24 protein-coding genes are annotated in these 25919 nt (G+C 46.0%); 9 read left to right on the forward strand and 15 right to left on the reverse strand.

The window, feature by feature from the left end:
- Positions 1-115 precede the first annotated feature (115 nt).
- Positions 116-784: an HAS-barrel domain-containing protein gene (locus tag QUB30_RS17365; RefSeq protein WP_332959789.1), complete on the forward strand. Its 669-nt coding sequence runs from the start codon at positions 116-118 to the stop codon at positions 782-784.
- A 192-nt stretch (positions 785-976) separates the two neighbouring features.
- Here QUB30_RS17365 and QUB30_RS17370 read toward each other — a convergent pair whose 3' ends face one another.
- A complete protein-coding gene (locus QUB30_RS17370; RefSeq protein ID WP_333335552.1) occupies positions 977-1240 on the reverse strand; it encodes a peptide ABC transporter substrate-binding protein in 264 nt (87 codons plus the stop codon).
- 115 nt (positions 1241-1355) lie between these two features.
- On the opposite strand from QUB30_RS17370, the gene QUB30_RS17375 reads away from it, so the two are divergent.
- Both QUB30_RS17375 and QUB30_RS17380 read left to right on the forward strand, forming a co-directional pair.
- Positions 1356-1592: a helix-turn-helix transcriptional regulator gene (locus tag QUB30_RS17375; protein ID WP_332959785.1), complete on the forward strand. Its 237-nt coding sequence runs from the start codon at positions 1356-1358 to the stop codon at positions 1590-1592.
- A 99-nt stretch (positions 1593-1691) separates the two neighbouring features.
- Positions 1692-1994, forward strand: coding sequence for a Rieske (2Fe-2S) protein (locus QUB30_RS17380; protein ID WP_333335555.1), 303 nt, complete (start codon positions 1692-1694; stop codon positions 1992-1994).
- Positions 1995-2143: 149 nt separating this feature from the next.
- Here QUB30_RS17380 and QUB30_RS17385 read toward each other — a convergent pair whose 3' ends face one another.
- Positions 2144-5047 carry a TIGR02921 family PEP-CTERM protein gene (locus QUB30_RS17385; RefSeq protein ID WP_333335558.1) on the reverse strand — a complete coding sequence of 968 codons (2904 nt, stop codon included), beginning with the start codon at positions 5045-5047 and terminating at the stop codon, positions 2144-2146.
- A complete protein-coding gene (gene xrtO, locus QUB30_RS17390) occupies positions 5022-6596 on the reverse strand; it encodes an exosortase O (RefSeq protein ID WP_333335562.1) in 1575 nt (524 codons plus the stop codon). Before xrtO ends, QUB30_RS17385 begins: the two co-directional genes overlap by 26 nt.
- A 142-nt stretch (positions 6597-6738) precedes the next feature.
- Between xrtO and smpB the strand changes: the two genes are divergently transcribed.
- The 3 genes from smpB (at position 6739) to QUB30_RS17405 (ending at position 9123) form a co-directional block, all read left to right on the forward strand.
- Positions 6739-7206: an SsrA-binding protein SmpB gene (smpB, locus tag QUB30_RS17395; RefSeq protein WP_006631384.1), complete on the forward strand. Its 468-nt coding sequence runs from the start codon at positions 6739-6741 to the stop codon at positions 7204-7206.
- A 964-nt stretch (positions 7207-8170) separates the two neighbouring features.
- Positions 8171-8896: a tetratricopeptide repeat protein gene (locus tag QUB30_RS17400; protein WP_333335565.1), complete on the forward strand. Its 726-nt coding sequence runs from the start codon at positions 8171-8173 to the stop codon at positions 8894-8896.
- On the forward strand, positions 8893-9123 hold the full coding sequence (locus tag QUB30_RS17405) for an Osc7112_2153 family protein (RefSeq protein WP_333335568.1): 231 nt from the start codon (positions 8893-8895) through the stop codon (positions 9121-9123). Before QUB30_RS17400 ends, QUB30_RS17405 begins: the two co-directional genes overlap by 4 nt.
- A gap of 282 nt (positions 9124-9405) precedes the next feature.
- Here the strand turns inward: QUB30_RS17405 and QUB30_RS17410 are convergent, their stop codons facing one another.
- The 8 genes from QUB30_RS17410 to QUB30_RS17445 form a co-directional block, all read right to left on the reverse strand.
- On the reverse strand, positions 9406-10866 hold the full coding sequence (locus tag QUB30_RS17410; RefSeq protein ID WP_333335571.1) for an IctB family putative bicarbonate transporter: 1461 nt from the start codon (positions 10864-10866) through the stop codon (positions 9406-9408).
- 298 nt (positions 10867-11164) lie between these two features.
- Complete coding sequence (locus tag QUB30_RS17415) at positions 11165-12052, reverse strand: histidine kinase dimerization/phospho-acceptor domain-containing protein (protein ID WP_333335574.1); 888 nt, start codon at positions 12050-12052, stop codon at positions 11165-11167.
- A gap of 178 nt (positions 12053-12230) precedes the next feature.
- Positions 12231-13676 (reverse strand): 1-acyl-sn-glycerol-3-phosphate acyltransferase, encoded by a 1446-nt coding sequence (locus tag QUB30_RS17420; protein WP_333335577.1) that lies wholly within the window; start codon positions 13674-13676, stop codon positions 12231-12233.
- A gap of 460 nt (positions 13677-14136) precedes the next feature.
- Positions 14137-16143: a ribonuclease R family protein gene (locus QUB30_RS17425; RefSeq protein ID WP_333335580.1), complete on the reverse strand. Its 2007-nt coding sequence runs from the start codon at positions 16141-16143 to the stop codon at positions 14137-14139.
- A gap of 312 nt (positions 16144-16455) precedes the next feature.
- Positions 16456-16671 carry a 30S ribosomal protein S18 gene (gene rpsR, locus QUB30_RS17430; protein ID WP_006631377.1) on the reverse strand — a complete coding sequence of 72 codons (216 nt, stop codon included), beginning with the start codon at positions 16669-16671 and terminating at the stop codon, positions 16456-16458.
- A 168-nt stretch (positions 16672-16839) separates the two neighbouring features.
- A complete protein-coding gene (rpmG, locus tag QUB30_RS17435; protein WP_190658616.1) occupies positions 16840-17028 on the reverse strand; it encodes a 50S ribosomal protein L33 in 189 nt (62 codons plus the stop codon).
- 38 nt (positions 17029-17066) lie between these two features.
- Entirely contained in the window at positions 17067-17600 is a 534-nt protein-coding gene (locus tag QUB30_RS17440; RefSeq protein ID WP_333335583.1) for an RDD family protein, read from the reverse strand.
- Between the two features lie 112 nt (positions 17601-17712).
- The gene (locus tag QUB30_RS17445; RefSeq protein WP_190658612.1) at positions 17713-17955 is read right to left on the reverse strand and encodes a DUF7219 family protein; all 243 of its coding nucleotides are present in this window, start codon (positions 17953-17955) and stop codon (positions 17713-17715) included.
- A gap of 361 nt (positions 17956-18316) precedes the next feature.
- Here QUB30_RS17445 and QUB30_RS17450 point away from each other — a divergent pair, with 361 nt between their 5' ends.
- On the forward strand, positions 18317-19171 hold the full coding sequence (locus QUB30_RS17450; protein ID WP_333335587.1) for an SGNH/GDSL hydrolase family protein: 855 nt from the start codon (positions 18317-18319) through the stop codon (positions 19169-19171).
- Positions 19172-19287: 116 nt separating this feature from the next.
- On the opposite strand, the gene QUB30_RS17455 is transcribed toward QUB30_RS17450, so the two are convergent.
- From QUB30_RS17455 to QUB30_RS17465, 3 genes are all read right to left on the reverse strand, one after another.
- Positions 19288-20187, reverse strand: coding sequence for a DUF4436 family protein (locus QUB30_RS17455; protein WP_333335590.1), 900 nt, complete (start codon positions 20185-20187; stop codon positions 19288-19290).
- A gap of 224 nt (positions 20188-20411) precedes the next feature.
- A complete protein-coding gene (locus QUB30_RS17460) occupies positions 20412-21908 on the reverse strand; it encodes a carotenoid oxygenase family protein (protein WP_333335593.1) in 1497 nt (498 codons plus the stop codon).
- A 130-nt stretch (positions 21909-22038) separates the two neighbouring features.
- Positions 22039-23493, reverse strand: coding sequence for a folate/biopterin family MFS transporter (locus tag QUB30_RS17465; RefSeq protein WP_333335596.1), 1455 nt, complete (start codon positions 23491-23493; stop codon positions 22039-22041).
- Between the two features lie 220 nt (positions 23494-23713).
- On the opposite strand from QUB30_RS17465, the gene QUB30_RS17470 reads away from it, so the two are divergent.
- On the forward strand, positions 23714-24175 hold the full coding sequence (locus tag QUB30_RS17470) for a cupin domain-containing protein (protein WP_333335599.1): 462 nt from the start codon (positions 23714-23716) through the stop codon (positions 24173-24175).
- A gap of 6 nt (positions 24176-24181) precedes the next feature.
- Complete coding sequence (locus QUB30_RS17475; RefSeq protein ID WP_333335602.1) at positions 24182-24817, forward strand: class I SAM-dependent methyltransferase; 636 nt, start codon at positions 24182-24184, stop codon at positions 24815-24817.
- 380 nt (positions 24818-25197) lie between these two features.
- On the opposite strand, the gene QUB30_RS17480 is transcribed toward QUB30_RS17475, so the two are convergent.
- Complete coding sequence (locus tag QUB30_RS17480) at positions 25198-25644, reverse strand: hypothetical protein (RefSeq protein ID WP_333335605.1); 447 nt, start codon at positions 25642-25644, stop codon at positions 25198-25200.
- Positions 25645-25919: the final 275 nt, after the last annotated feature.

The raw sequence follows: 25919 nt of genomic DNA on the forward strand, positions 1-25919 counted from the left end.
GGTGTAATTTGTACTTGGTAAAGTACCCAAGACCAGGTTACTAAATGAAAACCCTTGACTAATGACTAATGACTGATAACTGATGACTAATGACTAATGACTAATCACTAAAACTATGCGTTTACCTTTACCCCAATTTGCTACAAAAGAGCGCCATCCCGATCGCATTGCTGAGGTGATCGAGACGGCAACTTCGGAGTTTTTGGCTCAATGTTTGGAACCGGAAGACTTAAGCTTTCCCGTGATGCCGCCTTTTGGGAGTTGGGTGAAGGCCGAGGATGAAGAGTCGAAAAATCAAATTTACGGGGTGGTTTATTACGCTACGACTAGCCCGATCGACTCGGTGCACAGAGCTCGCGCTTTGGGTTTGTCGCTGGAAGAGTTGCGGGAAGAACAACCGCAGATTTTTGCGATGCTCAAAACCGAGTTTCGAGTGGCGATAGTGGGGTTTGAGGCTGCGCCGGAAAGGTTGAACGGCCACGGCCCATCTAGGGGTAAAATTTATCAGTATTTGCCGCCGCGCCCGCCGCAAATTCACCAGGCGGTTTATCGCTGCGAACCGGATGAAGTGATTGATTTTACCGTGCAGTTGGATTTTTTGAGGACGCTGCTGGGGGTGGCTAATGCGCCGGTGGATGCGCTGACGGCGGCGGCGATTCGGGAGATTTATCAGTTGCGGATGCGCGATCGATCTTGGTTGGTGGAAGCGGGGAGGAGTTTGAGTGTTTTGCTGAAGGATGATTACGACAGATTGAGGGTGATTTTAAGCCAGATTCATCCCTAGGGAAAAGCTGAATAGTATGTTTGAGGCCGATCGTCAAATATTGAGGCGATCGCACCAGCCAGACTCTGGTATTTGAGCAGCCTTACAATTAAATTGAGAAGGAAGAAACCCTCGCACTTAATTCAAAATGCGATCGCCCCATTCAGTTTTGCAGAACACTGCGTCTGATGTAAAAGAGCATTTTTGCCCAATTTAATCTAAAGAAACATAGCGAATCAAACTCCGCATGAGCTTGCCGATAGTCGGGGCAGGTAAAATCTGCGACCATTCTTGAACTGCTGCAAAGCGACGCAAGTAGAGTGCGCTAACAATTTTATCGATTCCCTTCTGGGAGCCAATCACCAGAATCAGCACAGGTTCTCGGTTTGGTTCAGCAGGCACAGGATTTGGGTGCAAAGTCGGCGATGTAGGGATTTCGTTGATATCTGTGGAAACAAAAAGCTGTGTTTGAGTCATGGCCGTCGATCTCCTCGATCTGATAGGTGCTAATTGTCAACTACTCGCAGTGTAGCGCATTAGATGACAATCAGCAACGTTTACAGGAGCATGACTCTCTGACACAATCGGGAGCATGGGAAGAGCAGGTAAAGCCCTCAAAAAAATATTAGAGGCATACGATATCAGTCAATATCAATTGGCGGCAAAGATGGAAATCGATCGCTCAAACGTTAGCCGTTGGGTAAGTGAAGAACGAGACCCATCTGCCGAGGCGGTATTTGCAATTAAGCAAGCGTTGCAGACTTTCAATCGGCAGGCGGCTGATGAATTTGTCAGGTTGTACCTGGGAAATGGCGAGGAAAACGGTTAGGTTCTCAGGTGTGGAGAGTGTCGCACCGATCGCCCTTGCTGCATTCAAGGACGATCGCCCATTAGTTTGCAATCATTTATTTAAAACGAGAAAGATTATATGTGGGTAGAGATAACAGCAGTAAATCAAGTTCCCGAATGGGGTGTGTTGAAGGTAAAAGTTGAGGAAACTTCAGTGATATTAAACCGTCAAGGCATGAATGTCACTTGTTACCGCAATGCTTGCAGTCATTTGGAATATCCGATCGACATGGGTAAGGTAAGCAGCGGTATCATTACCTGTCCGTTCCATAAGTATCAGTACAAGTTAGATAGCGGTAAATGTTTGAATGCACCAGCCGATGCCCTTGAATCTTATCCGGTAAAGATTGAGGGCGATCGAGTTTTTGTGGAGATAGATTAGTCATAATTGATCAGTCATTTACTCATTACCAGGCTGGAAGCTGGAAGTTAAAATTCTGAAAGGTAGCGGTAAATATAGATTGTACGCGATCGTCTGTAGGGACACGGCAATGCCGTGTCCGGCCCGGGGATCTGCGACTTTTAATACTTTCAACCTACCGCTTTCGCGCGCCGCTGGCGGAGGAAAACCACCAAAATCCCGATCGCACCAACCCCCAAAAGCAGCCATTCTTCCGGTTCAGGAACCCCCGAAACATTCAGAGGATTATTCGGCTTACTCAACTCCTCCTTACCGGATTCTACCTCTCTGTCAAATCGATCGCTCTTAGCTTCCGCTGCTTTTAGCTGCTCCCTTTGCGCGTCATTAACTAACACAATCATCGAAGAATAAGGCGTCACCACTTTGAAATTTTTAGCTACTGCGTGCATCGCATCCAGTTGCGTCAATTGATTTGAACTTTTCTGCTTGCTAAGTGCAGTTATCAACTGCCGCGCAGCTATCGGTTTAAAGCCTTCATTTCCGGCATTTTTTGACTCTGCAACTGCCGCCGATTTAGCGGTTTTTTTCGACTGCGGGGTTTTGGCATAACTCCAAGCATAGCCGTCAACAACGCTAACTGTAGATGGGCCGGAAGCTGCTGTGGTTGCTACTCGCTGCATCGCCTCTTTGACATCCGTAGCAACTCCACCGCCGCTATCTTGAATCACCTTTAAAGTTGCGTCGTCGTAGCCGGGGGGCAAACCTCCCAAATGCACTGTCCATAGGGGTGCAGAGATGGAAAGTTTAGGTTTGCGATCGTCCGATAATTCGTAACTGTGGCGATCGCTCACCAAAAATACACTATCGTAACTTTTATCGCCCCGCAACTGTGTAAACTGTTGGAGCATATCTTTGAGCTGGAGCGTACCATAAAATGTCACCTTTCCCGCATCGAAATTGCGTACATCTTCCACAAACTTAGGTGGCATTCCCGCAGCGCTGGCGACATACAAATCAACACCATTTTTGCCTGCTGCATTCGCTTTCAACCATTCAAAAGTCTCTTTTACTTCCTTACTTTCCGCCGCCATGCTGCGAGAAGTATCGAGAATAACTGCAAATTTTTTGCCTTGCGGTAGCGAGTAATTTGCATCAGCCAGTGGCTTAGCAGAAATGATATTTCCTCCCGGTAGAACCGCCTGCTGCGCTGTTAGCGGTTGCTGTGCGGCTGCGGGCAAAAAGGATGGCAGCCAAGTTTCTATTGCTTCTTTCCCGCTGTATTTTACATCTTTCCCGGCGATCGTGCGGCGAGTATTTTGGTTCCAAAAAATGTTGCGTTTCTCAGCCAAAACAGGCATAGCCCAACCCTGCGGCTGGCGCATGACTTTGTAAGTAAGCCACAGGTGCATTTCCGTTGGCCCGTCTGTTTGGGTGAATTCTCGTTTTACCGGAATTGGAAAAGCCCGCAAGCGGTATTGTTTGGGGCCAATTTGTTCTAACAAAGCCGGATCTACTCTTTCTGCTACCTGTTGATTGTAGACTTGCTGGGCGGCACCTCTAGGGGATACCGTAAATACAAAACGTTTGTTTAAATCGCCAGTATCTCCCAGCCAAACTCCTGTAACTGCGGCGCTTTCCGGCAGGGAAAAGTAGTAAAATACTTCTTGCAAGTTCGGCGTTTGATTTTTGTAAACTTCGTAGAGTTGAACGTCAGCCCAGTCGCCGTTTTCTTTGACTGTCACTTCTTGCGACTGCAACCATACTTTTTCCTGATTGACATTCAGCAAACCTGCTTTTGCTTCTTCCCGGTTTGATGTTGACTGTACCGCGTGTTTTACTGCTTCTGTGTCGCCTTTTTGCAGTTCCGTATCGAAGAATTGGCCATAGAGTTTTTCGGCTTTTTCCACATCAGCACTAGAGCCTTGATACAAAAACGGCGACATTAAAAAATTATAGCTGTTCTGCACTGTCTGAGCGGCTGCGTCAGAAAAATTCAAAGTGTTTTTGTACATCTCATAAATGTGGTTGTTTTCTCCTACAGTGCTGAGGTAGCGGTAAGGGGACAAATAAGCATTGACTAAGCCCGATCGAATCATATCAGACTTGGCTAATAAAGTTTGGCGAGCAGTGTCATTTGCTGCGGGAGTCGCCAGCATTTTCATTGCTGCAACTTGTGGTTGCTGCTGCAAAGCGGAGAAAATAGCCAGCCAAGCTGCTATGACTCCCAAACTTCCGATTAGCGCTTTATTTTTCCCGTATTGTGCAGCAAAACTCTGCCATATTTTCCGCCCGGAATGAATGTATAGAAAGCCATACAGCGAAGGCATAACCACGAACAAGCTACAGCTTAAACCAAAGAATATGAAGGATAGCGGTATCCAAATGAAAGCCCAGGCAAAGGCCTGGTATTTAAACATCTCCAGAAATGGTAATACCCATGTAAATTTGAAAAATTCAATGACTACGGTAAAAAATCCATAAAGTGTAAACAATGCCACAGGTAGAGCGTAAAACATCAGCAATGTTGCCGCCCAAATACCAACTACTAGCATTAAACTGTGGCATCCTAATTGCAGCCAGACACTTGGCTTTTCTCCGATTAAGCTTAAAAAACGAGGTTGTTTTTTATGGGAAGTTGGGAAATCTGAAATGTTTTGAACATTTTCTATTTGCCCCACATATCCGTACAGCATTTCCACTAAAAAGGCTGCAATGCACAAAGCGATAGTAGCGATGATTTGAGAACTAGCTGGGGTGAGTTCTCGCAGGATAAATAACCGGAGTAAGCAGAGCAAAAATAATGGTGTTTCTACTCCGTAAAACAATCGCATTAGCTGCAAGGGTTGCTTCCTAAAACTCCTGAATCCGATTACGGTAGATAGTGTCGGTATTGCTATCAGTGCTGTTAAGGTTAACAAAAATTGCAGGGGGATTGTTCTGTCTATTGTGGCTTGAATTAAGGGAATTCCTACATAGGGCAAAATTCCTAGATAAACAATTGACAAAAATGTCAGATTCCACAGCCAAAATATTGACTGAAAGATTATATTAAATGCCTGTTTCAAATTTTTCATTTTTACCTATTTTTAAGCTAAAATCGACGGTATTATGTACAGTATTAGCGAAGTTTTTGATTTCATAACTTGCGGGGTTTACGGAACTGTCAAAGAGAATGGAAACTAGCACCCAAGTATGATTTTTATGGGTGATGTCGCTGCCGATGCGGGACAAGAAGTTATCGGTAGTTTGCTGCGCCGATTGCAGCCAGTATGCAGCGGATAGTTTGTTGTCTTTCACAGACAGCCAGCGCGCCGTTACAGCAGGAGTTAGCTGTTTTCTTTCTATTCGATTGACGGGGATACCGCTGGCTATAAAACACAATTCTGGTGCGTGATAAGTCTGCCAAGATGTGCTGGCTACTGTGAGCATGGAACCGCGCAAGTTGCCTGACACAAATCTCTTTTTCTCTGTTTGGGTGCCGGGGTAATTGCCAAAAAATTTTAGTTCGCTGGAATTCAGCGGGATTGATTCGGATACAATCGGTTCGGGAAATTTCAGGGGGGCGATCGCTAATTTTTCACTTTCTACATGATACAATTGAGAAATTGCACCCAAAACAGCCACCGCCACAATTAGTCCCGGCTTAGCCAAAGGCTGATTTTTGAGTATTTCTAAATCCCGTTGCGAATTAAAATCAGTTTCTTTTGTTTCTTGAAATTTTGGAACCTTTTGCAGCATCAACCAACTTAAGAAGCAAGCGCAGATTAAACCCACAATTCCCAGGGGTACGTGCAGGATTTCTGCATAGGTGGGCTGTTGGAAAACTTGGGCAACCAGCACTAGCACGGCAACCCGCAAAGCGTTAGCAGACACCAACATTAAGAGATTAGCAGCGCATACAGCCAGCCATTTTAAACTCAATTTACGCTTTTCGAGCCAGGTAGCAGCCAGCAAAAATAGGGTTCCCACTAAGAGAGTTTTAATGCCGCTACAAGGCACGTCAACGTGAGCGATGCCGTTTTCCAAAACGATAATATCGTAAGAAGAAATAGCCCCAACGTGCAGCATTGAGAGCAAATGTTCTACTACTTGAGCAGTCACCACTCGCGCCGGCAAACCTAAGCCGCTATTCAACTGACTGTTGAATGGTAAAATACAAGCCAGCAAGCCCGCAACTGGTAAGTTTTTTCGCCAAAAGTTCTGCTCCACCAATAAGCCGCACAGCCCGTAAGTTCCTAGGATAAATAGCAGAACATTAATTTGTTTGATATCAATTATGCACTGAAGGGCGATCGAGCAAATACCAGCACCCAACATCAACAGCAGCGGATATCGCCTCAAAACGAAATTGGGCGAAAATCCCGGCGGGCGATCCTCTTCGAGGGCTGCGCTAACGGAGTTCCCGCTCGAGCGCACTACTAATGCTACAATCAAAAAACCAATTACTATCTTGTACAGTGTGGGTATCTCAACAAACGAGGATAACAGCCACTTAACAGCCGAGATATTGGCCCAAAACCAAGCAAGCGCCAGCAAAAAAGGAGCCAGCCAAAGCAAATTTACCGCAGGATGAGGAGTAACAGAATTTGGAATTGCAGAATCAGTGATCTTGGTGCGCTGCATGATACCGCTTGACATTCACGTTGGTGACATCTTAGCTCAGCCAAATTGGTAATGTCTAGACCGATTATTTAAGTTTTGTCAAGCTTCGATTTTCTCTACAGAGAAGCTAGCGTTATAATAATTAATTTTAGCGGAGGTAAAAATGAGCGAAAAAAGTCCCGGATACAAAATTGTTAGCGATAACCGACAAGCGCGCCATCTCTATGAAATTATAGAGACATATCAGGTAGGCATCGAGTTGAAGGGAACCGAAGTCAAATCTATTCGGGAAGGAAAAGCCAATTTGCGGGATGGATATGGCTTAGTTCGGAACGGGGAACTGTGGCTGATAAACGTTCACATTTCGCCTTGGAGAAGTGCTAGCAACTATTTTAATCACGAGCCGCGCCGCACCCGTAAATTGCTGATGCACAAGCAGGAAATTCGCAAATTAATCGGCAAAGTCGAAGAAAAAGGTTTGACTTTAGTGCCGTTAAAAATGTATTTGAAAGGCGGTTGGGTAAAACTGGATATCGGTTTGGGTAAAGGGAAAAAACTGTACGACAAGCGCGAAGATTTGAAGAAACGCGAAGACAAGCGGGATATGGAAAGAGCGATGAAGCAATTTTAGTCATCAGTCCTTAGTCATCTGTCATGAGACATCTCCGGAAAAAAACTGAAACCTTTGCGACTTAAAGGTTGAGATTGAATTTCGGGAGATGTTTATTAGTCAGGAGTCATTAGTAATTAGTGATTGGTGATTGTCCCTAGTGATTGATTATTTTAGCTCGCGTTCGGTTAATTACTCATCATAATATTTTTCAATATCCTCAAGGGAGGATTTTGAGGAGTTCCACCGTCACTACAAACTTAATTTAGACAGGACTTACGCACAGACTCTACTTGTAGAGTGCGCTAGGCGCACCTTACAACTACAGATAGTGTAAAAAATGATTTTTTGCGTAAGTCCTATTAGAGTTAATTCAACGGAGTCCATCCTATCGGCTCTCCTGGATTTGTGGTGGAAACGGTAGTGTGAGCGTCTCCCTCACGCAGGCTTTAGAGCCCGTACCGCAGGAAGTTTTATTTTAAAATCGGCGTTGCACAATTTGAGGATGATGATTGTGGGGAGTAGGGGTTAGGCGTCCCGCCTGCTATGAAAATACACCGCACGGGCCCATGAGCCCATCCTACAAAAAAATCAAAATCATCCCGCTATTATGCAACGCCTTAAAATCACCTAAAACTCAGGAGAGCCCTCTTACCTCCTAATACAGTCACATATTGGTGATCGCCACCTCTAAACTAAGTATTATTACTTATTTAATCGCCAACCGTCCTGCCTTCTTCCCGGTTCCGACTTCCCGGTTCTTTTTTCCTGAAAATATCCGGATGGCTTGTGGAGTCTCATGAATGATTAACCTATGCTCGAATACATCTAGGTAGTGGCAGCATTACTCAAGCATTCGGCTGTGGACTTACAAACTCTTATGGAGAAATGGGCTCAATCCTGAGTCATTTCCTAAGATTATGATGCCATTAGGGTGGCAATTAAATCTGGAAAACAAAATATCGCCCAACTCTCAAGTTAAAAAATGCTAAAAATCACACCATTAGCTAACCTTTTCAATGCCATGAAAGAGCCAGCAAAAAAGCATCATAACTCCAAGTGGGGAGCCTTCTTACTGATGCTAGCAGTAGGCTTTGGCGGCTGGAAAATTGCTTTGCCGGAACTGGCATCTTTTTTTAATAATATTGCGTTTGAAAACTACAAAGCCAATCGATTGGCGGATACTCAAAAAGCATATGAGTTAGCCCTCTGGGTAGATCCAAAAAGCCGAACAGCTCTTTACAATTTAGGATGGCTTTGCGAAGAGGTGCAAGATTTACAGTGCGCCAGGGGAAAATATCTGCAAGCTGCAAAACTCGGTCTACCTGCTGCTTACAGCAATCTGGCTAGATTATATATAGTTGAGCAAAAAAACTATCCGGCTGCGGTTCATTTCTTGTGGCTAGGTTTGAAATTAGCTGAGGACGATCGAGTAAAATATTCTTTACTCAAAAACTTGGGATGGGCTCGCCTGGAACAGGGTCGATATTCAGAGGCATTGCAACATCTGGATGCAGCGATTAAACTTGATAGTGAAATACCAGCAAGCTACTGCTTAAAAGCGCAAGTCCTAGAAAAGATGAAAAATACGAAGGAAGCGCTACCGCAGTGGAAAATTTGTCTAAAGTATGCGGATTCTCAAGAATTCGATGAGGATATATGGATAGGGATGGCACGTCAACGATTAAACGAGGAAAAAACAAATAAATGAAACGCACAGTTTTGTTTTCATCAACCATACTGGCAATTATAACGGTACTGGAGCTAAGTCAAGCCTCAACAGCACTGCCAACTCCTTCGACTGTTAAAATTACCGTTAATGAATCAGTCGAAACGCCGTTCGACTCTAATCAAGCGAGGAGGAGGGGGTGCAGAGATAGAGATGGTGGAAAATATCCGTGTCCCAGATTCATCATGCCTTCGGATAGCGAAGAATAAGAGTTATTTTCAATAAATTTTGTAGAGTGTACCATCACCACTTTACAGCAACAGGTATGTAGTATGTATTAGTAGTATGCAGGGTGCGCCCTCCGCACCTTATAGCATTTGAGATTTGAGATTAATAATTGAAGAATTGGAAATAACTTATGGCTATAATGGTTTGCAGCTTGCATAAAGCTGCATTCTTTTTTGGCACTGATATAACTCTTTATCATTGCTGTATCGGCTATTGCTGGAATCCGCACCCGGCGGGGAGAAAATCCCCGCCAGCAATTCTATCTACTCGCCCTCCGTCAAAGCTGAATCTTGCTGTTGGTGCGAGTTGCTGTAAAAACTAGCAATAATTGCTACCATCAACCACCAAAGCATATTAACTTCCGGCCGGTACCAAACTGTATCGACAAAACCGTGGGCCATCATGCCGGCTAAAGTTGCGATCGCCCCAATCAACCAAAACCCCTGATTCGATTTTAGATTTGGGATTTTAGATTGGCGATTGCGGGATTCTTCCTCTAAATTAGAGATGTTAAATTGTGCATCCCGCAGATTTTTTATCTGCAACAAACCTTGATTGACTGTTACTGTTAGCATCCACAGAAAACAAGTTAAACCGATAAAACCGGTTTCCACCGCAATTTCCAGCAGCACGGAATAAGCGCTCAAAGCAGTGAATTTCGGCTTCATATAAAGCGGATAAACTTTATTAAAAGCAGTGTTGCCCGGGCCAATTCCGAGAATTGGTCGATCGCGAATCATGTCAATCACCGCCGTCCAAACATTAATCCGAAAATTGTTGCTACTGTCACCTCGTCCAATAAACATACTCGAAACTCGATCGCGCAGAGGCTCGACTAAAGCCACTCCCAAAATTAAGGCTCCAACCAAACCTCCTAACCCTAACGGCAGCGCCCAAGTCCGCCAGAACCGAGGCATCAAAGGGCTGTACCAGTACCACAGCAACACTAAAAATACCACCAGTAGAGCCACAAAACCGATCCAAGCACCCCGGCTGTCGGTGTAGCGCAAACACGCGCAATTCACCACTAGCATCGTCAATGCTAAAATTTTTGTTCCCCATCCTTTCCACACAAAAAGTGCGGCGGCGCTCAATGCAATAGCCGGCAGTAAATAGGAACCAAGCAAGTTAGGATTTCCCAGAAAACTGTAAACTCGCGTGACATTGGCTTGAATAGAAGTCGGATCGTTCCAAGTAGCTAATGGCGGCACTTTGTCAATCCACTGCCGCACGCCGTAGAAACTGACAACTAGAGCGACGTTCAAAAATACGGCAATTAACCACGATCGCCAACGGGGCGATCGCAATATCCGAGCCATCAGCGCAAAAAACAGCAAATACAGCGTTAGCTTGCTCCAACCAGTAAAAGCGGCGACTTTCACCGGCGACATCGCGGTTGCGACGGTGGCAATCCCCCAGTACAGCAGAACCAACAAGTGAATCGGCGTCAAGGCGATCGCGCGATCGTCCGAAACAGTCAGCAGCACCCAAAATGCCGCGCCAGCCGCCATCAACACCCCCACCAAGGCATTGTTCACAAACGGCCCCAAACCGAACGTCAAGGCCAGCAAAACAAAACCCAGGGGTTCTGCCCACTGCATCAGCCAGCTACTCTGCCGCCAACTGCGTAAAGAGCCGATCGCCAAATTTAATAAATAACTTCCACTTTGCCACTGAGAGAGCGGCAAATTAGCCAGAGTTAACTGTTGCCAAACTGAATTCATTTTTAGATTGATTATTGGTAATTGGTAATTGGGAATTGGGAATTGGGAATTGAGTCTAAAAGCATCGAGAATTGCTAGTAACTCCAATTTTGCACCATTCTCCCTTAAGGCTTTTCTGGTCGGCTCCACAAAGAATAAATTTTTTGTGGGTGGGGCACGCGAGCCCGCGCATAAAAGCCTTATTGAGAATGGTGCAACATCTCAGTATTAATTAACAAATGACTTGTTTCTTCTTCCTTCTTCTTTCCATCCGTTACATCCGTTAGAAAATCCGTTGCCGAACTTCCTTCTTCATTCTTTAGCCTTCCAACAATTCCGTAGCATTGGTGCAGGGAAGCCAGAGCACGTAGCGATATCCAGATTCCGGGGTACCTTGAATCGAGAGTTGACCGCCTTGAATTTCCACTAATTGGCAGCAAAGCAGCAGCCCCAAGCGTTCCCTGGCCTCGTAACCAGCTAACACAGGTGCGGTATCTTCGGCATTCTCGGCCACCAAAGACGCCAATTCAGAAAACGCCAGCGTTAATCGCTGCGAACCCTGTGTCGGAAGTTGCGGTTCGAGTCCGAGGGATTCGGTTTCGGAGTTAGATGGCGAACCGCTACCCGATCCGACCTTCAACAAGTAGTCGGTGTAGAGTTTAGCATGGGGCAAACTTTCTCCCAACCAAGGATGAAAAACCCAAACTCCGATGTTGATACCGTCTTCTTTCCGAGAAACGTGGACTCGAATCACGCTGCCTGCCCCAGCAGATTGAATAATGCTAAAAATTAAGTGGTGCAGCATTTGCTGAACCTTATCTTTATCGACCAACCAGATGCGCGGCCCGGGCCCCATCGACAAGTTAATTTCTTGCTCTTGTCTAGAGGCCGCAGGCGACAGGATTGTCACCACCTGCTGGCACAAAGTTTCTATATCGACTGCTGTTCGCCTCAAGGTGAAAGCGGAATCATCGAGTTCTGCGAGTTCCAAAATTTCTTCAACGAGCGATCGCAAAGACCGGCTGCTGTCTTGGATCACGTCGATATATTCTTTTTGCTTGCTGGTTAAGGGGCCGTAAATTTCTTGGTTCAACACGCTTGCCATGCCGATCACCGAAGTGAGCGGGGTGAGCAATTCCTGTGCTAAATAATTCAGCAGTTTTACCTTAATTGAGTTAGTAGACAAATCGATCGGTTTGTTAGTCATCGGTAATTTTTATTGGTTCCTTGTCGAGCGAGCGTTGGCGGTTCATCAGACCTATGCCAAAAGTCTATAACAATCTGTTTACACTTCACAAAAGAAAAAGGTACTGAAGAAAAATATATATTGCTTCTTCCCTCGAATTTCTTCCTTCTTCCCTTGAACCTCTTCCCGATGTGACTAATTAAGATTTAATCATTGCTTCTAAAGCTGATTGCAAATCTTGAGTGAGTTCGGCAACTGCTAACCGGCGGCTGGTTTGATATCCATCCCAACGATCGCTCACTGATATCGGTTCGCCCACGGTCATTTGTACTTGCTGTTTGCCCAACTTCGGCCGGCCGAAAGGATTTCCCCCTTTGATGCGAGTTAGTACGTCCCACAGCAGTAAAGTTGTTTCTGCCAAACGTTCTGCGGTCAGCTTTTCTTGGACGTACCGGCCGGTGACGGATACGAAACTTTCTACAAGTCTCATATGCCACATCCGAAGACTCGCTTCTTCAGCGAGGCGATCGGCTAATCCTCTTTCTAAGGGAGAAAGTGCTGCAATATTTTTGATATCTTCTCGATAAATATAGTCCCAGCCTGCTTGTTCCAGACGGCGGCAGCGGTCTATCAAACTGCCTTTGGGCTTTAAGTTAAAATATTCTTCTGCTACAAGTAGGGCAACGTCTAAAAGTGCTTTCAGTCTCGCTGTAAAAACTTTTTCTGTGACCGCTCGATCTGCCTTGCAACCAGGTATTTGCAGGGAACTTGCATCTGCGGTTTTTGAGATAAAGTTTTGATGATAAAAACGGGTGTAAAACTGCTCCATTACTTCTAGTAAATAGCTGCCTAATCTAATTAGGCGCATATATTGGAAGTTGTGATTTGGGTCTGTTGAAACTGTAATTTCGGGAGTAAAAGTGGCGTTATTACTACTATCTAATTCTGGCAATCCGCAATCTATTTCTAATTGAGTTAAAAGTTTTTCTAGGGGTTGCCAAGGTGGTTCGACATAGCGGTATTGAATGCCGATCGGCACAATTAAAACTTTTTCAGTGCGTCCGGCTTTCAGCAAATCTTCAACGCACCAGAAACTCATTTGAGCAATTCCCGGTTCGAGGGGGCTAACTATTTCATTGTGACCGTTGGTGGCGCCTTCTGGGGCGGCGGCGATCGGGAATTGGCTGTTGGCAAATAAATTGCGGGCAGATCGCAATCCGAGGCGATCGATTTTACCGCGAACGATCGGAGTGCCACCGAGTTGGGAATACAGCCAGCCGACGCCGGCACCAGCCCAGAGGGGAATGCCGCGATCGTAGATAAAGTGCGAATGTACGGGGAATTTGAGGGGAATGCCTTTAGCCCGCGCCGCCTGGGGAACGAGTTTCCAAATTAGTTGTCCCAAACAGTAGGGATCGTCTGAGTTGGGGTGGCGAAAGGCCAGCAAGAAGCGAATTTTCTGATTTTGAAATTGGTGGAATAGTTCGGCGAGGGTTTCGACATTTTCGGCTTGAACGTGGCTGATACTCGTCCGAAATCGCAGCCACCAGGGGAGTATTTGCTGGCAGCCTTGCATCACTAGCGGGTTGTAGGCTGGGGGTATGAATTCCAGCGGTGGCTGAACTTGGCTAATTGAATTGGGCATTTTGCTATTTTAAATTTTAAATTTTAGATTTTAGATTTTAGATTTTAGATTACTAGGTTGGGGTAAAAACTGCCAATTTTTAGAATGCTGAAGTTTTTTTTATTAACCGCAGAGGACACGGAGGAAGAGAGGAGATAGCAAAGCGTGTCAATTTAACGTCAAAAGTATTACCCGTCTTGGATTGAATATCATGTCCAGTCGATCGACCCCAATATTTTGGTCGGGGCCGGTTTACGGTTTTTCTGGCTGATATTACAGATTCACAGGTGAACTAGCCCTGACAAGAATTACGATTATTTTACAGGACTAGATATAAACCCATCATCTTTTTTACCCGCCTGCCATTGACAAGGGGGATGCGAGGGGGTCACAAACTCGATTAAAAACGAGATTTATCCTCAGTTTCAGCCTTCAACACAGATTTTTGCAATCCAAAATCTAAAATCTAAAATCTAAAATCCTATTGCGCGGCTTCAAATATCATTTCCTGGAAGTTAATGACATCCGATCGCGGATCGCAGTGAGTGACTTTGACTTCTAGGCGATCGCCTATTTCGACCGATCGACCAAATCGCATTGCCAATTCTAAACCCAACTCTTCCAATAAAATCAATCCCAGATTGCTGTCTTCCCTCAACCAGCGCAGCATTAAAGCTTCCCAAACTTCGTCTGGGTTGCGCCGCAAATATTCCAATCCCCAATAGCGGTTTGTTTGGCGTTCGACGGTAGAGGCTTCTTTAACTGCGGTGCCGAGACACATCACAATGTCCTGTATTTCTTCAGCGGAAAAAGGCAGCGGTTCGCCGCGCAGGTGGGCTTTGATTTGGAAGTGAGTCAGCAAATCGGTATAGCGACGGATCGGGGAAGTAACTTGAGTGTATAATTCCAAACCCAAGCCGGCGTGGCGTCCGGGGGTGAGGCCCATTTCGCTGCGGGGCATACAGCGGCGCACGGCGCAAGCGCGGGCGGGGCCTGCGGGCACGGCTAGGAGTTCTTCATCGGGAGGAAGTTCGGGCTGTGGCTGATAGCGGTAGGGTATGGGCAGGCTGTGAGCTTGACCGTAGCGGGCGGCTAGTTCGCCGGCTAAAATCATCATTTCCGCTACTAGCATCCGGGCTGTGGAGTCGTCGATGACGTGGATTTTGATGTCGTCGCCGTTGACTTTGATGACGGATTCGGGCATGAAAATGCTGATTGCGCCTTGGGCTTCCCGCCATTTTTGGCGCAGTTTTGCTGCTGAGGCGATCGCTGCTATTTCCGGTTCTGCTTCGATTCCCAACTCTAGCATTTCGTCTACGTCATCGTAGGTCAAGCGGTAGGTGGGTTTGATGGTGCTGATGTGGATGCTGTAATCTTGAGCCGCGCCGAGTTCGTCTAAGGTGACGCTGAAGCTGAGGGCGCTGCACTCTTTGCCTTGAATTAAACTCATTGGCCCGGTTGCCAAAGCTGGGGGAAACATGGGAATCATTCCCGTGGGCAAGTAAACCGTAGTGGTGCGCTTTCTGGCTTCGAGGTCGAGTTCGTCTCCGGGGGAAAGCAGGCGGGTGGGATCGGCGATGTGTATCCACAGGCGCTGCTGGCCGTTTTCGAGGAATTCTAAGCTGAGGCCGTCGTCGATTTCGGTGGTGCTTTCGTCGTCGATCGTGTAAACCTTGAGGTGAGTTAAATCGAGACGATTTGTGTCGGAGTCGGCTGGGGGATTTTCTAGGCAGCGTTGGGCCACTTCTAATACCTTTGCGGAGAATTGTAGGGGAATTTGGCTGCGCCGCAAAAACAGGTTTTCGTGGGTACTCCACAGGCCGAGATCGACTAGGAGAGCAAATGCTGCTTCGGGGTTTTCGGATCGTTGTAAGCTGGCTAAAGTTTCTAAGGCTGGGGTGCGGTGCGTTGCTTCTTCTCCGAGGATGGCAAAGCGTTCTAGGGCGTCGAGGCGAGTTCGATCGCTGTGTTCCCAATCTACATTTTCCCCTGCCAGCCGCTGTTTGACTCGATCCCAAAATCCTTGGGATTCTTGGTGTCGCTGCTGTTCTACTTCTTGCTGGTGTTTGATTTCGGCTACTTGGGCGGGCGATCGCGGTTCGTAGCGATCGCCCTTTTGTTTGAAATACAGTTTATCTGTTGATAGCAAACAGTAAGCCGCGTAACACTGGGCCGGACTACTCTCAGAAAATAACAGCTTTGCCAGGGATTCGGGATCTGCTGTTTCTCCGTCACCGACTAAAAGTTCCCAAGCGACTTCCAAACTCGACGGATCTGAGTAGGCTTCTACTTCTTTAAGAAATTTGGGAATATCGGAGGGTTTGTAAGTTTCTCCGGTTACTTCGTAGGTGATTTGTTTGGGCGGTATGCTGTGCGGTTGACCGTTTTCGTCTACCACTACCCAGTTTTTCTTGCCGTCGGGGCGATCGGCAACTGCCAGACGGCGGTCGCCGTGCACTCTAAATTCTACTAACGTTCCCTTCTCCACTTGCCAGCTTTATATTTGAGATTTTGGATTTTTACAGTAGCCACTTATCGAGTTTCGAGCTTGCGATTTTAGATTTTGGATATTGGCAATTTTTCTGGTCAATTGTGAAAGTTAAAATCTAAAAAGTTTTTTTTTCTTCTGGCTTTTTTTTAACTTTTGACTTGTGATTAAGACTTGCGCTGCGGCGACTCTTAACCCTATTTCGCGATTTTTTCGCTGCCTTCTTGCTGCACTCTTAATGACAGAAAGACGTTTTTTTCGCGCAAGTCTTATTCCCAGTCCAAAATCTAAAACCCAAAATCCCAAATCCTGTTAACCTTCTTGGTTTACGAAGGGCATCAAAGCTACAATTCTTGCTCTTTTGATGCTTCTGGTCAGGTCTCGCTGCTGTTTTGCCGTCAAACCGGTAATCCGGCGGGGCAAAATTTTACCGCGTTCTGTGACGTATTTTTTGAGCAAATCGACATCTTTGTAGTCGATCGGGTCTCCTGGTTTGATGGGCGAAACGCGCCGGCGAAAATAAGTCATGGTTTGTTGTTTGTTGACTGTTGTTTGTTGACTGTTGATTGTGAGTTTTTAGTTATTAGCCGTTAGTTGCTAGCCGTCAGCAAAGCATTGGTTAGTTATCTGCTTTTCGCGGGTCAATATCAATTGCCAACAACTGATGACTGATGACTAAGGACTAATGACTAATCACTACTTGATCTCTTTGTGGGCAGTGTGCTGGTTGCAGTGGGGGCAGAACTTTTTGAGTTCTAGCCGCGCCGTCGTGTTGCGACGGTTCTTGGTGGTGGTGTACCGAGATACGCCTTTGGAGCGTTTGCTTACGTTTGTACGGCACTCAGTACACTCTAGAGTAATTATGATGCGGACGCCTTTAGCCATAATTCTAAATAAATTTCGACTAATTTAAACACAATTTATTATCTTCTCACATTGCTCTGCACTTGGTCAAGCAATCTTCTAACTTTGATGTCGAGGGAGTAGCCGCGGCGGGTTCCGACGACGATCGTCCCGCCGATGCGATCGTGGAAAGCTTGGGGAAACCTTTCGGCGGAGGTGAGGGCAACGCTACAGTCGATCGCCAGGGGCAGGATCAGCAGCAAGACGGCAGCGTTGGTAGATGTGATCCCAGCTATACCTGCGAAGGCTAAGGCGGCGCAAAAGCCCAGTAAGGCTTCGCGCTTGCAGAGTTCTTGCACTCCCGGAGTCCGGTGGAATCTGGTATCGGCAATTTTCATGTCCAAGGCCCAGCGCCCGAGACTTTGACCTTGGTTTTTCCTGACGATGGCTACGCGCATGATCAGCCACAGCAGGACAAAAAATATGGTTTGGACGATCGCATTATTGCCCAGAAGCAAACTGGGCAGCCAAACTGCGATTCCGTCGATGCAGAGGGCCGCTGCGCGACGGCCGACGGATACTTTGGGAAGGAGGGGTACTAAATCGGAACTCATAGGCAAAAAGGTCGATCGCCACTAGCTACTTTTTCATTTTTCATCTTAAGCTGTGGATTAATCGATCGGCATCAATCAGCGTAAATCAACGTCAAAGCCAACCGCTAATTATTCAAGCTGAAAATGGATTTTCGCCGATTCCCAACTGCTTTTTCGACTTTTCCACCTGTTCCCACAGTGTTTGGATCTGAGTAAATGCCTGTTCCACAGAAATTTTACCGTTAGATGTCAAGGAACTGATGTAACCCACTCGCTGAGAAAACTCTTGTAAATTCGCATTAAATACCAAATTCTCTGGCTTGACTTCACCATAATAACGATTTTGAGGATATAAAAAATTTGAATTTGCTACCATTGCTTTAACCTCGCCTGAAAACTTATTTCTTGAACTAATCAATAATATTATAAACCGCGATTCCCTTCTAAAGTTGTGCCGTAAGTAGCAGAAATCATGTGATATTGGGCGAACTTTTTTGTGATGGCAATTACACGGACAGATCGGGGCAACAAAAACCTCAGTGATTTCACCTGTACAACTTACGCAGGCGGGGTCAAAAACCAGGTTTCTGCCTTAAGGCTTATAACTTCCGATTTGGCGTCGAAACCAGGTTTTTGTTAGTCCAGGACTGAGTTATTGAAATAAGTGACAAAAAAACCAAAAATGGATAATATTATTGCATACATCAATAGTTAGATTTTTATTAGGAATCTGCGTAATGTCTCCCAATGGGCTATCGCCCAGTCCCAAACTCCCGAACCGGCAAGTGTTAATCAGACTTGCCCTCGCCGTAATTGCTGCTGTTATCGCCTTCAACATTCCTCACTCCTTAATTCCGATGTTTAGAGAACCCCTATCCGAAGCAACGCCGCCACCAGAAATCCAAAACGTGCTCGCCGGCAAGCGCAAAATTGTGACAGTGGGCGATAGCATCACCGAGGCCGGGAAATACCCCGGAGGTTACGTTTGGCTGCTGCAACGCTATCTGAATGCCCTTTATCCCGATCGCAAAATCGAAATCGTCAACGCCGGAATCTCCGGTAACAAGGCGACTGATATGCAAGCCCGCTTTCAGAAAGATGCGATCGACCAAAAGCCAGATTTAGTGATGATTAATGTCGGAGTCAACGACGTTTGGCACGCTTTCTTCGACTTCCAAAACCGTCAGTTTTATCCGCAAGGCAAGTTGCCCCAGGGAGTGCCACTGGCAGAATATCGGGAGAAAATAACTCAAATGGTGTTGGCGGCGAAAGCCGCAGGAATTCGAGTTGTACTGCTTTCTCCTACTCCTATCGGCGAAATTCTCGACGGCCCAGAAAATCGCAGGTTGCAAGAGTATATTGCCGCGATGCGAGAAATTGCGTTGCAGAATCAGTGCTTGTTTATCGATTTGAATGGGCCTTGTCGGGAAGTTATCGGCACGTATCAAAAACACGCGGGCAAGACTCTGAATTTGTTAGCCGCAGATGGAGTTCATCCCAATCCGTCGGGATATCGAATTATTGCTTTTACTATCTTGCGCGGTTTGGGCGTACCTGCAAAGGATATTGAGAATTTAGAAATCAAAAATTGAATCTTGGAATTTAGTTAGCTGTTGACTGTTGACTGTTAATTTAAAGTATGCAGGCTACAAGCCCCTTGATTTATCTCTGGGGTGAATTTTTCAAATCTGAAGTTTCAAATCTCATATCATTCAATCGGCGGATGATACCGATTCAACCAACAGCTACCGATAATCACCAACGCCACCACAACAATAATTTCTGTCCAAAAAAACGAAAGAAAATCGCTTGCAGTTCCCACCGGGGGTACCCCCGGTTGAGCATTGCGAATAGCGGGAAAAGCAAACAACATCACAGCAGTCCAACTCAGCATTCCCACTTCCGGCAACTTGCCAGATTTCATCACTTTTAATGCTAGCAAAAGCGCCATAATTGACAGCACCCACATAATAACAATAATCACTAAGGCAAAAAATTTCACCGGGATTGAGCGAGTTGCAGAAACATCAATATAAATAAAGATAGAGGAATTTTCTTCCATCGGCTTATAACTGATGTCAAAACCGGGAACATCGGCATTAAAATTAAATTTTAGAGGTACCGGGTTTAGTTGAAATGGAGCAAACTTTTTACCAATCGAAGCCAGCGGATCGATCGAAATAGCTACTTTAGCAATGTGCTTGTCAAACGGATAATTGTTAATCTTTCCCTTTACCAAATTAAATTTTAATGCAGGCACAATCATCGGTTTGCCTTCTTTAAAGGTAATTTCCGAATCCTGTACATTTGCGCCGTTAACTGTCATTAACAAGTCTTGAGCTGGGTAAGTTGGCCCTTTTTTATAGATACCTTTGAGTTCAAACTGCAAGCGGGTTTCTAATTCGTTCTTAATGGGATCTACTGCAATTACCGTCATTTTGACTTCAACCAAGCCTTTGGACGCTACAGCGCTTTCTGGAGGTAAATTGTAAGGCTCTTGGGCGTTAGCATTGTGAGAGTAAATAGATAAGATAATTGCCCAAATTACGGTCAGACTGCCAATTAAAATAAGTATTTTTTTGAGATTAAATTTGTTGACACTTTGCATTTATTATGGATATTTTATCTTTTGATTTGTTGTTAAGATTTACCGCAGTCTCCCAGTCCGCCCCTCCGCCAGCCCGTCAGGGCTTTAAACTTCTGTCTCATCGCTAAAATCGGTGAAAACTGACATCTTGCACCATTTTCAGGAACAGGCCCGAAAGCCTATTCCTGAAAAGTTCAATTTTCTTTCTTGTGGGGTGGGCATCCTGCCCGCCCATAGTAGGGCAACTACGAACCGATAGGAAGCAGTACCTTTGATGTAAAACTGCCGTGCAAACCGTAGGGAATGTGCTGTTTTAAATGCAAGCGCGCTAAGGGCCCTTTGGTGATGTCACTAGCATCTAAAATCACTAAGGTCGATCGATGATGAGCTGCATCATACATTAAAAGTAGCAGCCAGCCGTCATCCTCAGCAACAGCATCGGGACGGAGAACAAACACCGGTTCCCCCGCAAAACCGCGTGGTGCCGCACTCCAAATTTGCCTTTCACCAGTCACGAAATCCATTTTGAGAATAGCTTGCAAAGGAGCATTTCCAGTGGGAGCATCAGCAGCACCGATGTAAAGATATCGGTAAGGTTGTCCGACATTATTCGGATGCAAAGTGGGAAACTCGCAGCACCTAGTTTCAACAACTTGATGCTGTACCGTTTTGTCTTGCAAATTTAACTTAAACCGCCACAATTCCCCCGCTGGAACGCTCTCAAAATCAACCTCCCGGAAATCGCCGTCCGCCTCTACAGTGGGAAATGATTCGTAACAAACTGAGTCAATAAAAATTTCGTCTCCTTCTTCCCAAGCGTTGCAGTGGTGGAAGACAAAACAAGGTTCAGTTTCTAATATCTTTACCTCGTCAGTGCCGTTGCGGGGAATTAAAATTGCTTGCGTTGGCTTGTTTGGCGAAAATTGAATGCACTGGGAGGCACTCCGAAATCCTAACACGAATGGTAGAGGATTAAATGAGACGGGATTTTGGAAGAATATACAGTAATTCGGGGTAATTACCATGTCGTGCAGGAAGGCAAAACCCGGTATTGCATGGGCGTGACGCTGCAAAAGTTTGCCGCTTTCGTCGAGTTCGTAAATCGTGATGGTACTCGACAAACCGGGCTTGACAGAAAAGTTTACCAATCTGTCTCCTTGGCCATTTTTCCCTTTTTCAATTCTGGGGTGGGCGGCGAAGGCTTCACCGGGTTCCAAGATGCCGTCTAGAGTATCTAAGCCGAGTGTTTCTAGGGTGCGGGGGTCGAGTCTGTAGGGCTGTGCGGCTTCCCAAAGTGCTAGCAGTTTGTCGCCCCAATAAATGATGTTGGTATTGGCAATGTTTTTGATTTTGACATCAAAGATATTGGCGAGCCAGCCCCCTGGCTTTTGTGTGCCGAAAACGCCTCGGTGGAGGATTTTTCCGGCTTCTTGTTCGGCGAGATAGCCTTCTGTGCGGACGAATCGGTTGCGGAAATGGGCGCGGCCTTCGGATATTGCGATCGCACAAACCATCCCGTCGCCGTCAAACGGATGGTGGATGCGCTGGCCGTTGACATCCAATAATCCGGGCCCGTTGCGAAAGAATGTGCCTTGCAAGCCGGGGGGGATTTCGCCTTCTATGTCGTCAATCCAGTAGTCGGATTCGTTGGGTTGAGATTCGTAGCCGCGCTGCCAGTCTGTGCGATCGTAGGATGATTTTGTGGCTGCTGTTTGAGGTTGGGAAATCTGTAATTTTTGCATGGGTCTAATAAGCTTTTATTGATTTAACAGCAGAGAACACAGAGGGCACAGAGAAAAGGAAAGTCGGAGAATTGAGAAACACAGTTAAATTCATCCGTTTATCCGTGTCAAAATCCGTGTGTGCCTGCCTTTATTTGCTATCTGCGGTGCGGCTTTGTGACCTTACTGTCGGTACTAAGTCGGGAAAGTATTCGGGCATAAAATGCTGTCCGCCTGACTTGGAACTGCCGAGTTCTGGTTCTAATACGGGAAGAGACTTTTGAGTTTTTGGATCGCCGCTTTCTGTACTGTCGCCGGGCAGCCAATTTAAGAACGGTAGGGGCAGAAGTGTGGACAGGTTTGTGATGACAACTAGCAGCCAGAGGTTATCGAAATTGCGATCGGTAATTCCTAGCAAGTGGGTCAAAAGTGCGCCGCCTTCGTGGGACAAAAGTCCTGCTAAATTTATGATTGACATCAGCAGCGCAAATAAAGTTGCTTCGACGCCTCGGGGACACAAACGCGCGGAGAGTACCAGCACCGGCATATAAGCAATTTGTCCGATTACTGTCAGGATCAGGCTGTCTCCGATGCTGAACCAGCGATCGTCAATTCCTAAAGCTCGGTTGGCATGAGTTACTAATAATAAAGTAGTCATGCCCAAAGCAGTCGCAATGACGGTTGACCAGCCAAAAATTACTCGAAATGGAACTGTTTTGAGGAAGCGTTGAAACAGCCAGACGCCGGCGAGGGCGGCAAGGCTGGTAACGAGGCGGACTCGTCCGAGAAATTCTGGTTGAAAGCCTAATTCGTTGGTGGTGAAAAAGAATAAGGCGGAGTCTGAACTTGGGGTAGCTTGCAATAGGAATAGAAAGGCGGTGGGCAGCCAAATTGTTTTTTGGGTAACAGCTTGACGCAGTTGTTTTAATTGGTCTTTGACACTTTCAAAGTCGGTTCTTTTGTTGGTTTTTTCTTCGACAATTAACCAAGCTGTTGCTGATACAATTAGCGGGAAAGATGCGGTGATTAAAAATATTGTGTGGGTGCTGAAGTGTTGCAGCAGGGAACCGCTGAGGTAGGCGGTAATTAGTCCGCCGAGGGCTGCAGCGCCCCAAGACAAGGATTGCAGGGAACCGGCGTCGGTAACGGATTCTTTTCTGGCCCTTTCGACTACCAGGGAGTCGGCGATTACGTCGCTGACGGCGAGGGAGAGGGAACTCAGGGCGATCGCCCCTGTAGCGGCAAGCGGTGTGTGTACAATTGTTGCGAGGCTCACCCATGCTAAGGTTCCCAGCAGCCCGGAGACGACGATGTAGGGGCGTCTGCGGTAGCCGAATATCGGCAAGCCGTCGGACATGAAGCCGAACACCGGTTTGATAATCCAAGGCAGGGCGACGACGCCCAGCATTGCCGAGACTTCTGCCGGACTCATGCCGAGTTCGTCTTTGAGAAAGAAGCTGACGGCTAAGCGGGCGAGTCCGAGAATGCCTTGGACGAAGTAAATCAGTAAGATGGCTATGAGTTCGGGGGTTGGCTCATTCCCAAAGAATATTTTTTCTTTTAAAGATTCTTTGAGTTTGCTGACGCCGGAGGGGGAAACGAGCATTTGAGCAATATTTCTTAATGAATCTCAATATTTATAACACATTGTTAATGAGTTGGGGGAACTGTCGGAGGTGGGAGGCGAGAGTGGCGGGGATCTGGTAAGTGCTATAAAATTGTATTTATCTTGAATTTAAGCGTGTTTTGTAATAATAAAAACAGAAAAACGAACCGCGAAGGAAGAGAAAGAAGAGAGAATTCACAACTGCTACCATGAGTGTTATATGATTATCGATCCTAAAAATGTGCCGGAAATTACGGGTTCCAAGTACCCTCAGCAATTCCAATCTGCTGTGGCGGGTAGAGTTAAAAAACGCTTGGGCGATGCTGCCGGATTGCAGAATTTTGGGGTAAATTTGGTGAGACTTGCACCGGGAAGTTGTTCTGCTCTCAGGCACTGGCACACCCGTCAAGATGAGTTAATCTATGTTCTGGAAGGGGAAGTTACTCTGATTGCAAATTCGGGAGAGCAAGTGCTGAAACCGGGTATGGCGGCGGGTTTTCCGGCGGGTGATGCAGACGGGCATCATTTGGTTAACCGCTCGAATGCAGATGTTGTTTATCTCGAAATTGGCGATCGCACTGATGGTGATGGGGCCACTTATCCCGATGATGATTTAATTGCCAAAGCTAGCGATCGTGGTTGGATTTTTACGCATAAAAACGGCGAAATTTATGAGGATTAAAAAATAATGAGTCAAGTCAATCTTTGGACTTCTGCGGAACACGCTTTGTCGTATCTTGCTAAGGCTGATAGCGTTCCTCAGCGCACTGAAGGTGAAGCGGTACTTTTGGGGGAAGTGCCGAAAAGTGTCAAGCGAATTCTAGATGTGGGTACGGGAGACGGGCGTTTGTTGGGCTTGCTAAAGTGCGATCGCCCGGATGTTGAATGTGTGGCGATCGACTTTTCACCTACAATGTTGGAAAAAGTTAGAACTCGTTTTGCTGATGACAAAAATGTTACGGTAATCGATCACAATTTCGACGACTCACTGCCGGATTTGGGCAAGTTTGATGCGGTTGTTTCTAGTTTTGCGATTCACCATGTAGAGGACGATCGCAAACGTTCGCTTTACACTGAGATTTTCGAGCTTTTGGAACCCGGAGGCATTTTTTGCAATTTCGAGCACGTAGCGTCCCCAACAGAGGCTTTGCATCAGAAATTTCTAGAGGCGGTCGGTATGGGCGATCGACCAGACGATCCCTCTAATAAATTGCTGGATGTGGAAACGCAATTGCGCTGGCTTAGAGAAATTGGTTTTGAGGATGCAGACTGTTATTGGAAGTGGCGGGAACTAGCTTTGTTAGTTGGTGTCAAACCTGTTTAGCTGCGGGTAAGGACTGCATTGTCGTGTCCTTTGAAAATTGGAAATAGTCACAATTAGTAAGGTGCGTCAGATTTTTAAACCCTCAATAATCGTTCTAGAAATTCACCTGACGCACCCTACAGCTTGATTTTAGTATGCCAGTTGCCTAAGTGCTGAATATAAGAGGTTGCTGTCGTAGTAGAAGTCGATCGCGAACTGTTCTGGTTATTTTCAAATAACCAACAGAGTATTGAGGATCGAACAGGCGAACTCTTAACCCAAACGATACAGAAAGCAACCGTTTTTTGGAGTAGCAAGCAAATTGAACCTCCAATTTACACTTTTAGTTAGTTGGGATGCAAGATATTGTGCGGTCGCTCGCACATTGGGAGCTTACCCAGTTAGAGGGCTGTTTTAAGAGTTATTAACCAAACGATCGAATTAACAACAAACAAAAAGGTATAAAAAATATAGATTGATGGAGCGCACATAGCTCTCCATAAAGAAGGCATTTTAAGTTTTTTTAACGAACCGAGCGGGTGAACTAGACCTTCCGGTATAGAACGGGTATTAAAACTTTCATCTAAGGCGCTTTCATTATTCAAGAATTGGGTAACTGCATCGGCTCTTTGTATGTAATAAAATTGCACCTTCCAGTAGGTAGCTTCTAAAAACCAGAAACCAAAAATTATAACGTATCCTAGGGGAACCAACGCATCTATTTTGCTTGTAAAAACCCAACCAATCAACGCTACCCAAATGGTAATTGCCGCAGTTTTTAATTGCATCAAAATTGTTGTGAAGTTAGCTATTTTTTTCTCTAGTTCTTCTGCTCCTTTTTGCAGCATTGCTAGCTGAAATTCAAATCGATCCATCATGTTTAATTCGGCGATCGTTTATATTAGAGTTATCCAAAAAATTATCATCTTCTTTTCTTTCGATGTCGTTAGAGAACTTCGCCTGACGCACCCTACAAGTCGATTTTAGATTATACAGTAGACCTCTTGCAAAAATAGCTGGGACGGGCTCTCCGGCCCGTCCCACAAAAAGTTTTTTCTCTTGTGGGATGGGCCGGAGATCCCGTCCGAAAATTTGATCGAAAGGACTTTTGCAAGAAGTCTAG

Origin of the sequence: Microcoleus sp. BROC3, from assembly GCF_036702515.1 — a bacterium.
Taxonomy (GTDB): Bacteria; Cyanobacteriota; Cyanobacteriia; order Cyanobacteriales; family Microcoleaceae; genus Microcoleus.

What these genes read in the sequence shown, in the direction of transcription:
- QUB30_RS17375 (WP_332959785.1), top strand. Translation starts at nt 1,356, where the DNA reads ATGGGAAGAGCAGGTAAAGCCCTCAAAAAAATATTAGAGGCATACGAT.
- QUB30_RS17465 (WP_333335596.1), bottom strand. Translation starts at nt 23,493, where the DNA reads ATGCTCGTTTCCCCCTCCGGCGTCAGCAAACTCAAAGAATCTTTAAAA.
- QUB30_RS17370 (WP_333335552.1), bottom strand. Translation starts at nt 1,240, where the DNA reads ATGACTCAAACACAGCTTTTTGTTTCCACAGATATCAACGAAATCCCT.
- QUB30_RS17380 (WP_333335555.1), top strand. Translation starts at nt 1,692, where the DNA reads ATGTGGGTAGAGATAACAGCAGTAAATCAAGTTCCCGAATGGGGTGTG.
- QUB30_RS17400 (WP_333335565.1), top strand. Translation starts at nt 8,171, where the DNA reads ATGCTAAAAATCACACCATTAGCTAACCTTTTCAATGCCATGAAAGAG.
- QUB30_RS17415 (WP_333335574.1), bottom strand. Translation starts at nt 12,052, where the DNA reads ATGACTAACAAACCGATCGATTTGTCTACTAACTCAATTAAGGTAAAA.
- QUB30_RS17420 (WP_333335577.1), bottom strand. Translation starts at nt 13,676, where the DNA reads ATGCCCAATTCAATTAGCCAAGTTCAGCCACCGCTGGAATTCATACCC.
- QUB30_RS17440 (WP_333335583.1), bottom strand. Translation starts at nt 17,600, where the DNA reads ATGAGTTCCGATTTAGTACCCCTCCTTCCCAAAGTATCCGTCGGCCGT.
- QUB30_RS17445 (WP_190658612.1), bottom strand. Translation starts at nt 17,955, where the DNA reads ATGGTAGCAAATTCAAATTTTTTATATCCTCAAAATCGTTATTATGGT.
- QUB30_RS17460 (WP_333335593.1), bottom strand. Translation starts at nt 21,908, where the DNA reads ATGCAAAAATTACAGATTTCCCAACCTCAAACAGCAGCCACAAAATCA.
- rpmG (WP_190658616.1), bottom strand. Translation starts at nt 17,028, where the DNA reads ATGGCTAAAGGCGTCCGCATCATAATTACTCTAGAGTGTACTGAGTGC.
- smpB (WP_006631384.1), top strand. Translation starts at nt 6,739, where the DNA reads ATGAGCGAAAAAAGTCCCGGATACAAAATTGTTAGCGATAACCGACAA.
- QUB30_RS17385 (WP_333335558.1), bottom strand. Translation starts at nt 5,047, where the DNA reads ATGAAAAATTTGAAACAGGCATTTAATATAATCTTTCAGTCAATATTT.
- rpsR (WP_006631377.1), bottom strand. Translation starts at nt 16,671, where the DNA reads ATGACTTATTTTCGCCGGCGCGTTTCGCCCATCAAACCAGGAGACCCG.
- QUB30_RS17475 (WP_333335602.1), top strand. Translation starts at nt 24,182, where the DNA reads ATGAGTCAAGTCAATCTTTGGACTTCTGCGGAACACGCTTTGTCGTAT.
- QUB30_RS17410 (WP_333335571.1), bottom strand. Translation starts at nt 10,866, where the DNA reads ATGAATTCAGTTTGGCAACAGTTAACTCTGGCTAATTTGCCGCTCTCT.
- QUB30_RS17450 (WP_333335587.1), top strand. Translation starts at nt 18,317, where the DNA reads ATGTCTCCCAATGGGCTATCGCCCAGTCCCAAACTCCCGAACCGGCAA.
- QUB30_RS17405 (WP_333335568.1), top strand. Translation starts at nt 8,893, where the DNA reads ATGAAACGCACAGTTTTGTTTTCATCAACCATACTGGCAATTATAACG.
- QUB30_RS17470 (WP_333335599.1), top strand. Translation starts at nt 23,714, where the DNA reads ATGATTATCGATCCTAAAAATGTGCCGGAAATTACGGGTTCCAAGTAC.
- xrtO (WP_333335562.1), bottom strand. Translation starts at nt 6,596, where the DNA reads ATGCAGCGCACCAAGATCACTGATTCTGCAATTCCAAATTCTGTTACT.
- QUB30_RS17365 (WP_332959789.1), top strand. Translation starts at nt 116, where the DNA reads ATGCGTTTACCTTTACCCCAATTTGCTACAAAAGAGCGCCATCCCGAT.
- QUB30_RS17455 (WP_333335590.1), bottom strand. Translation starts at nt 20,187, where the DNA reads ATGCAAAGTGTCAACAAATTTAATCTCAAAAAAATACTTATTTTAATT.
- QUB30_RS17480 (WP_333335605.1), bottom strand. Translation starts at nt 25,644, where the DNA reads ATGCTGCAAAAAGGAGCAGAAGAACTAGAGAAAAAAATAGCTAACTTC.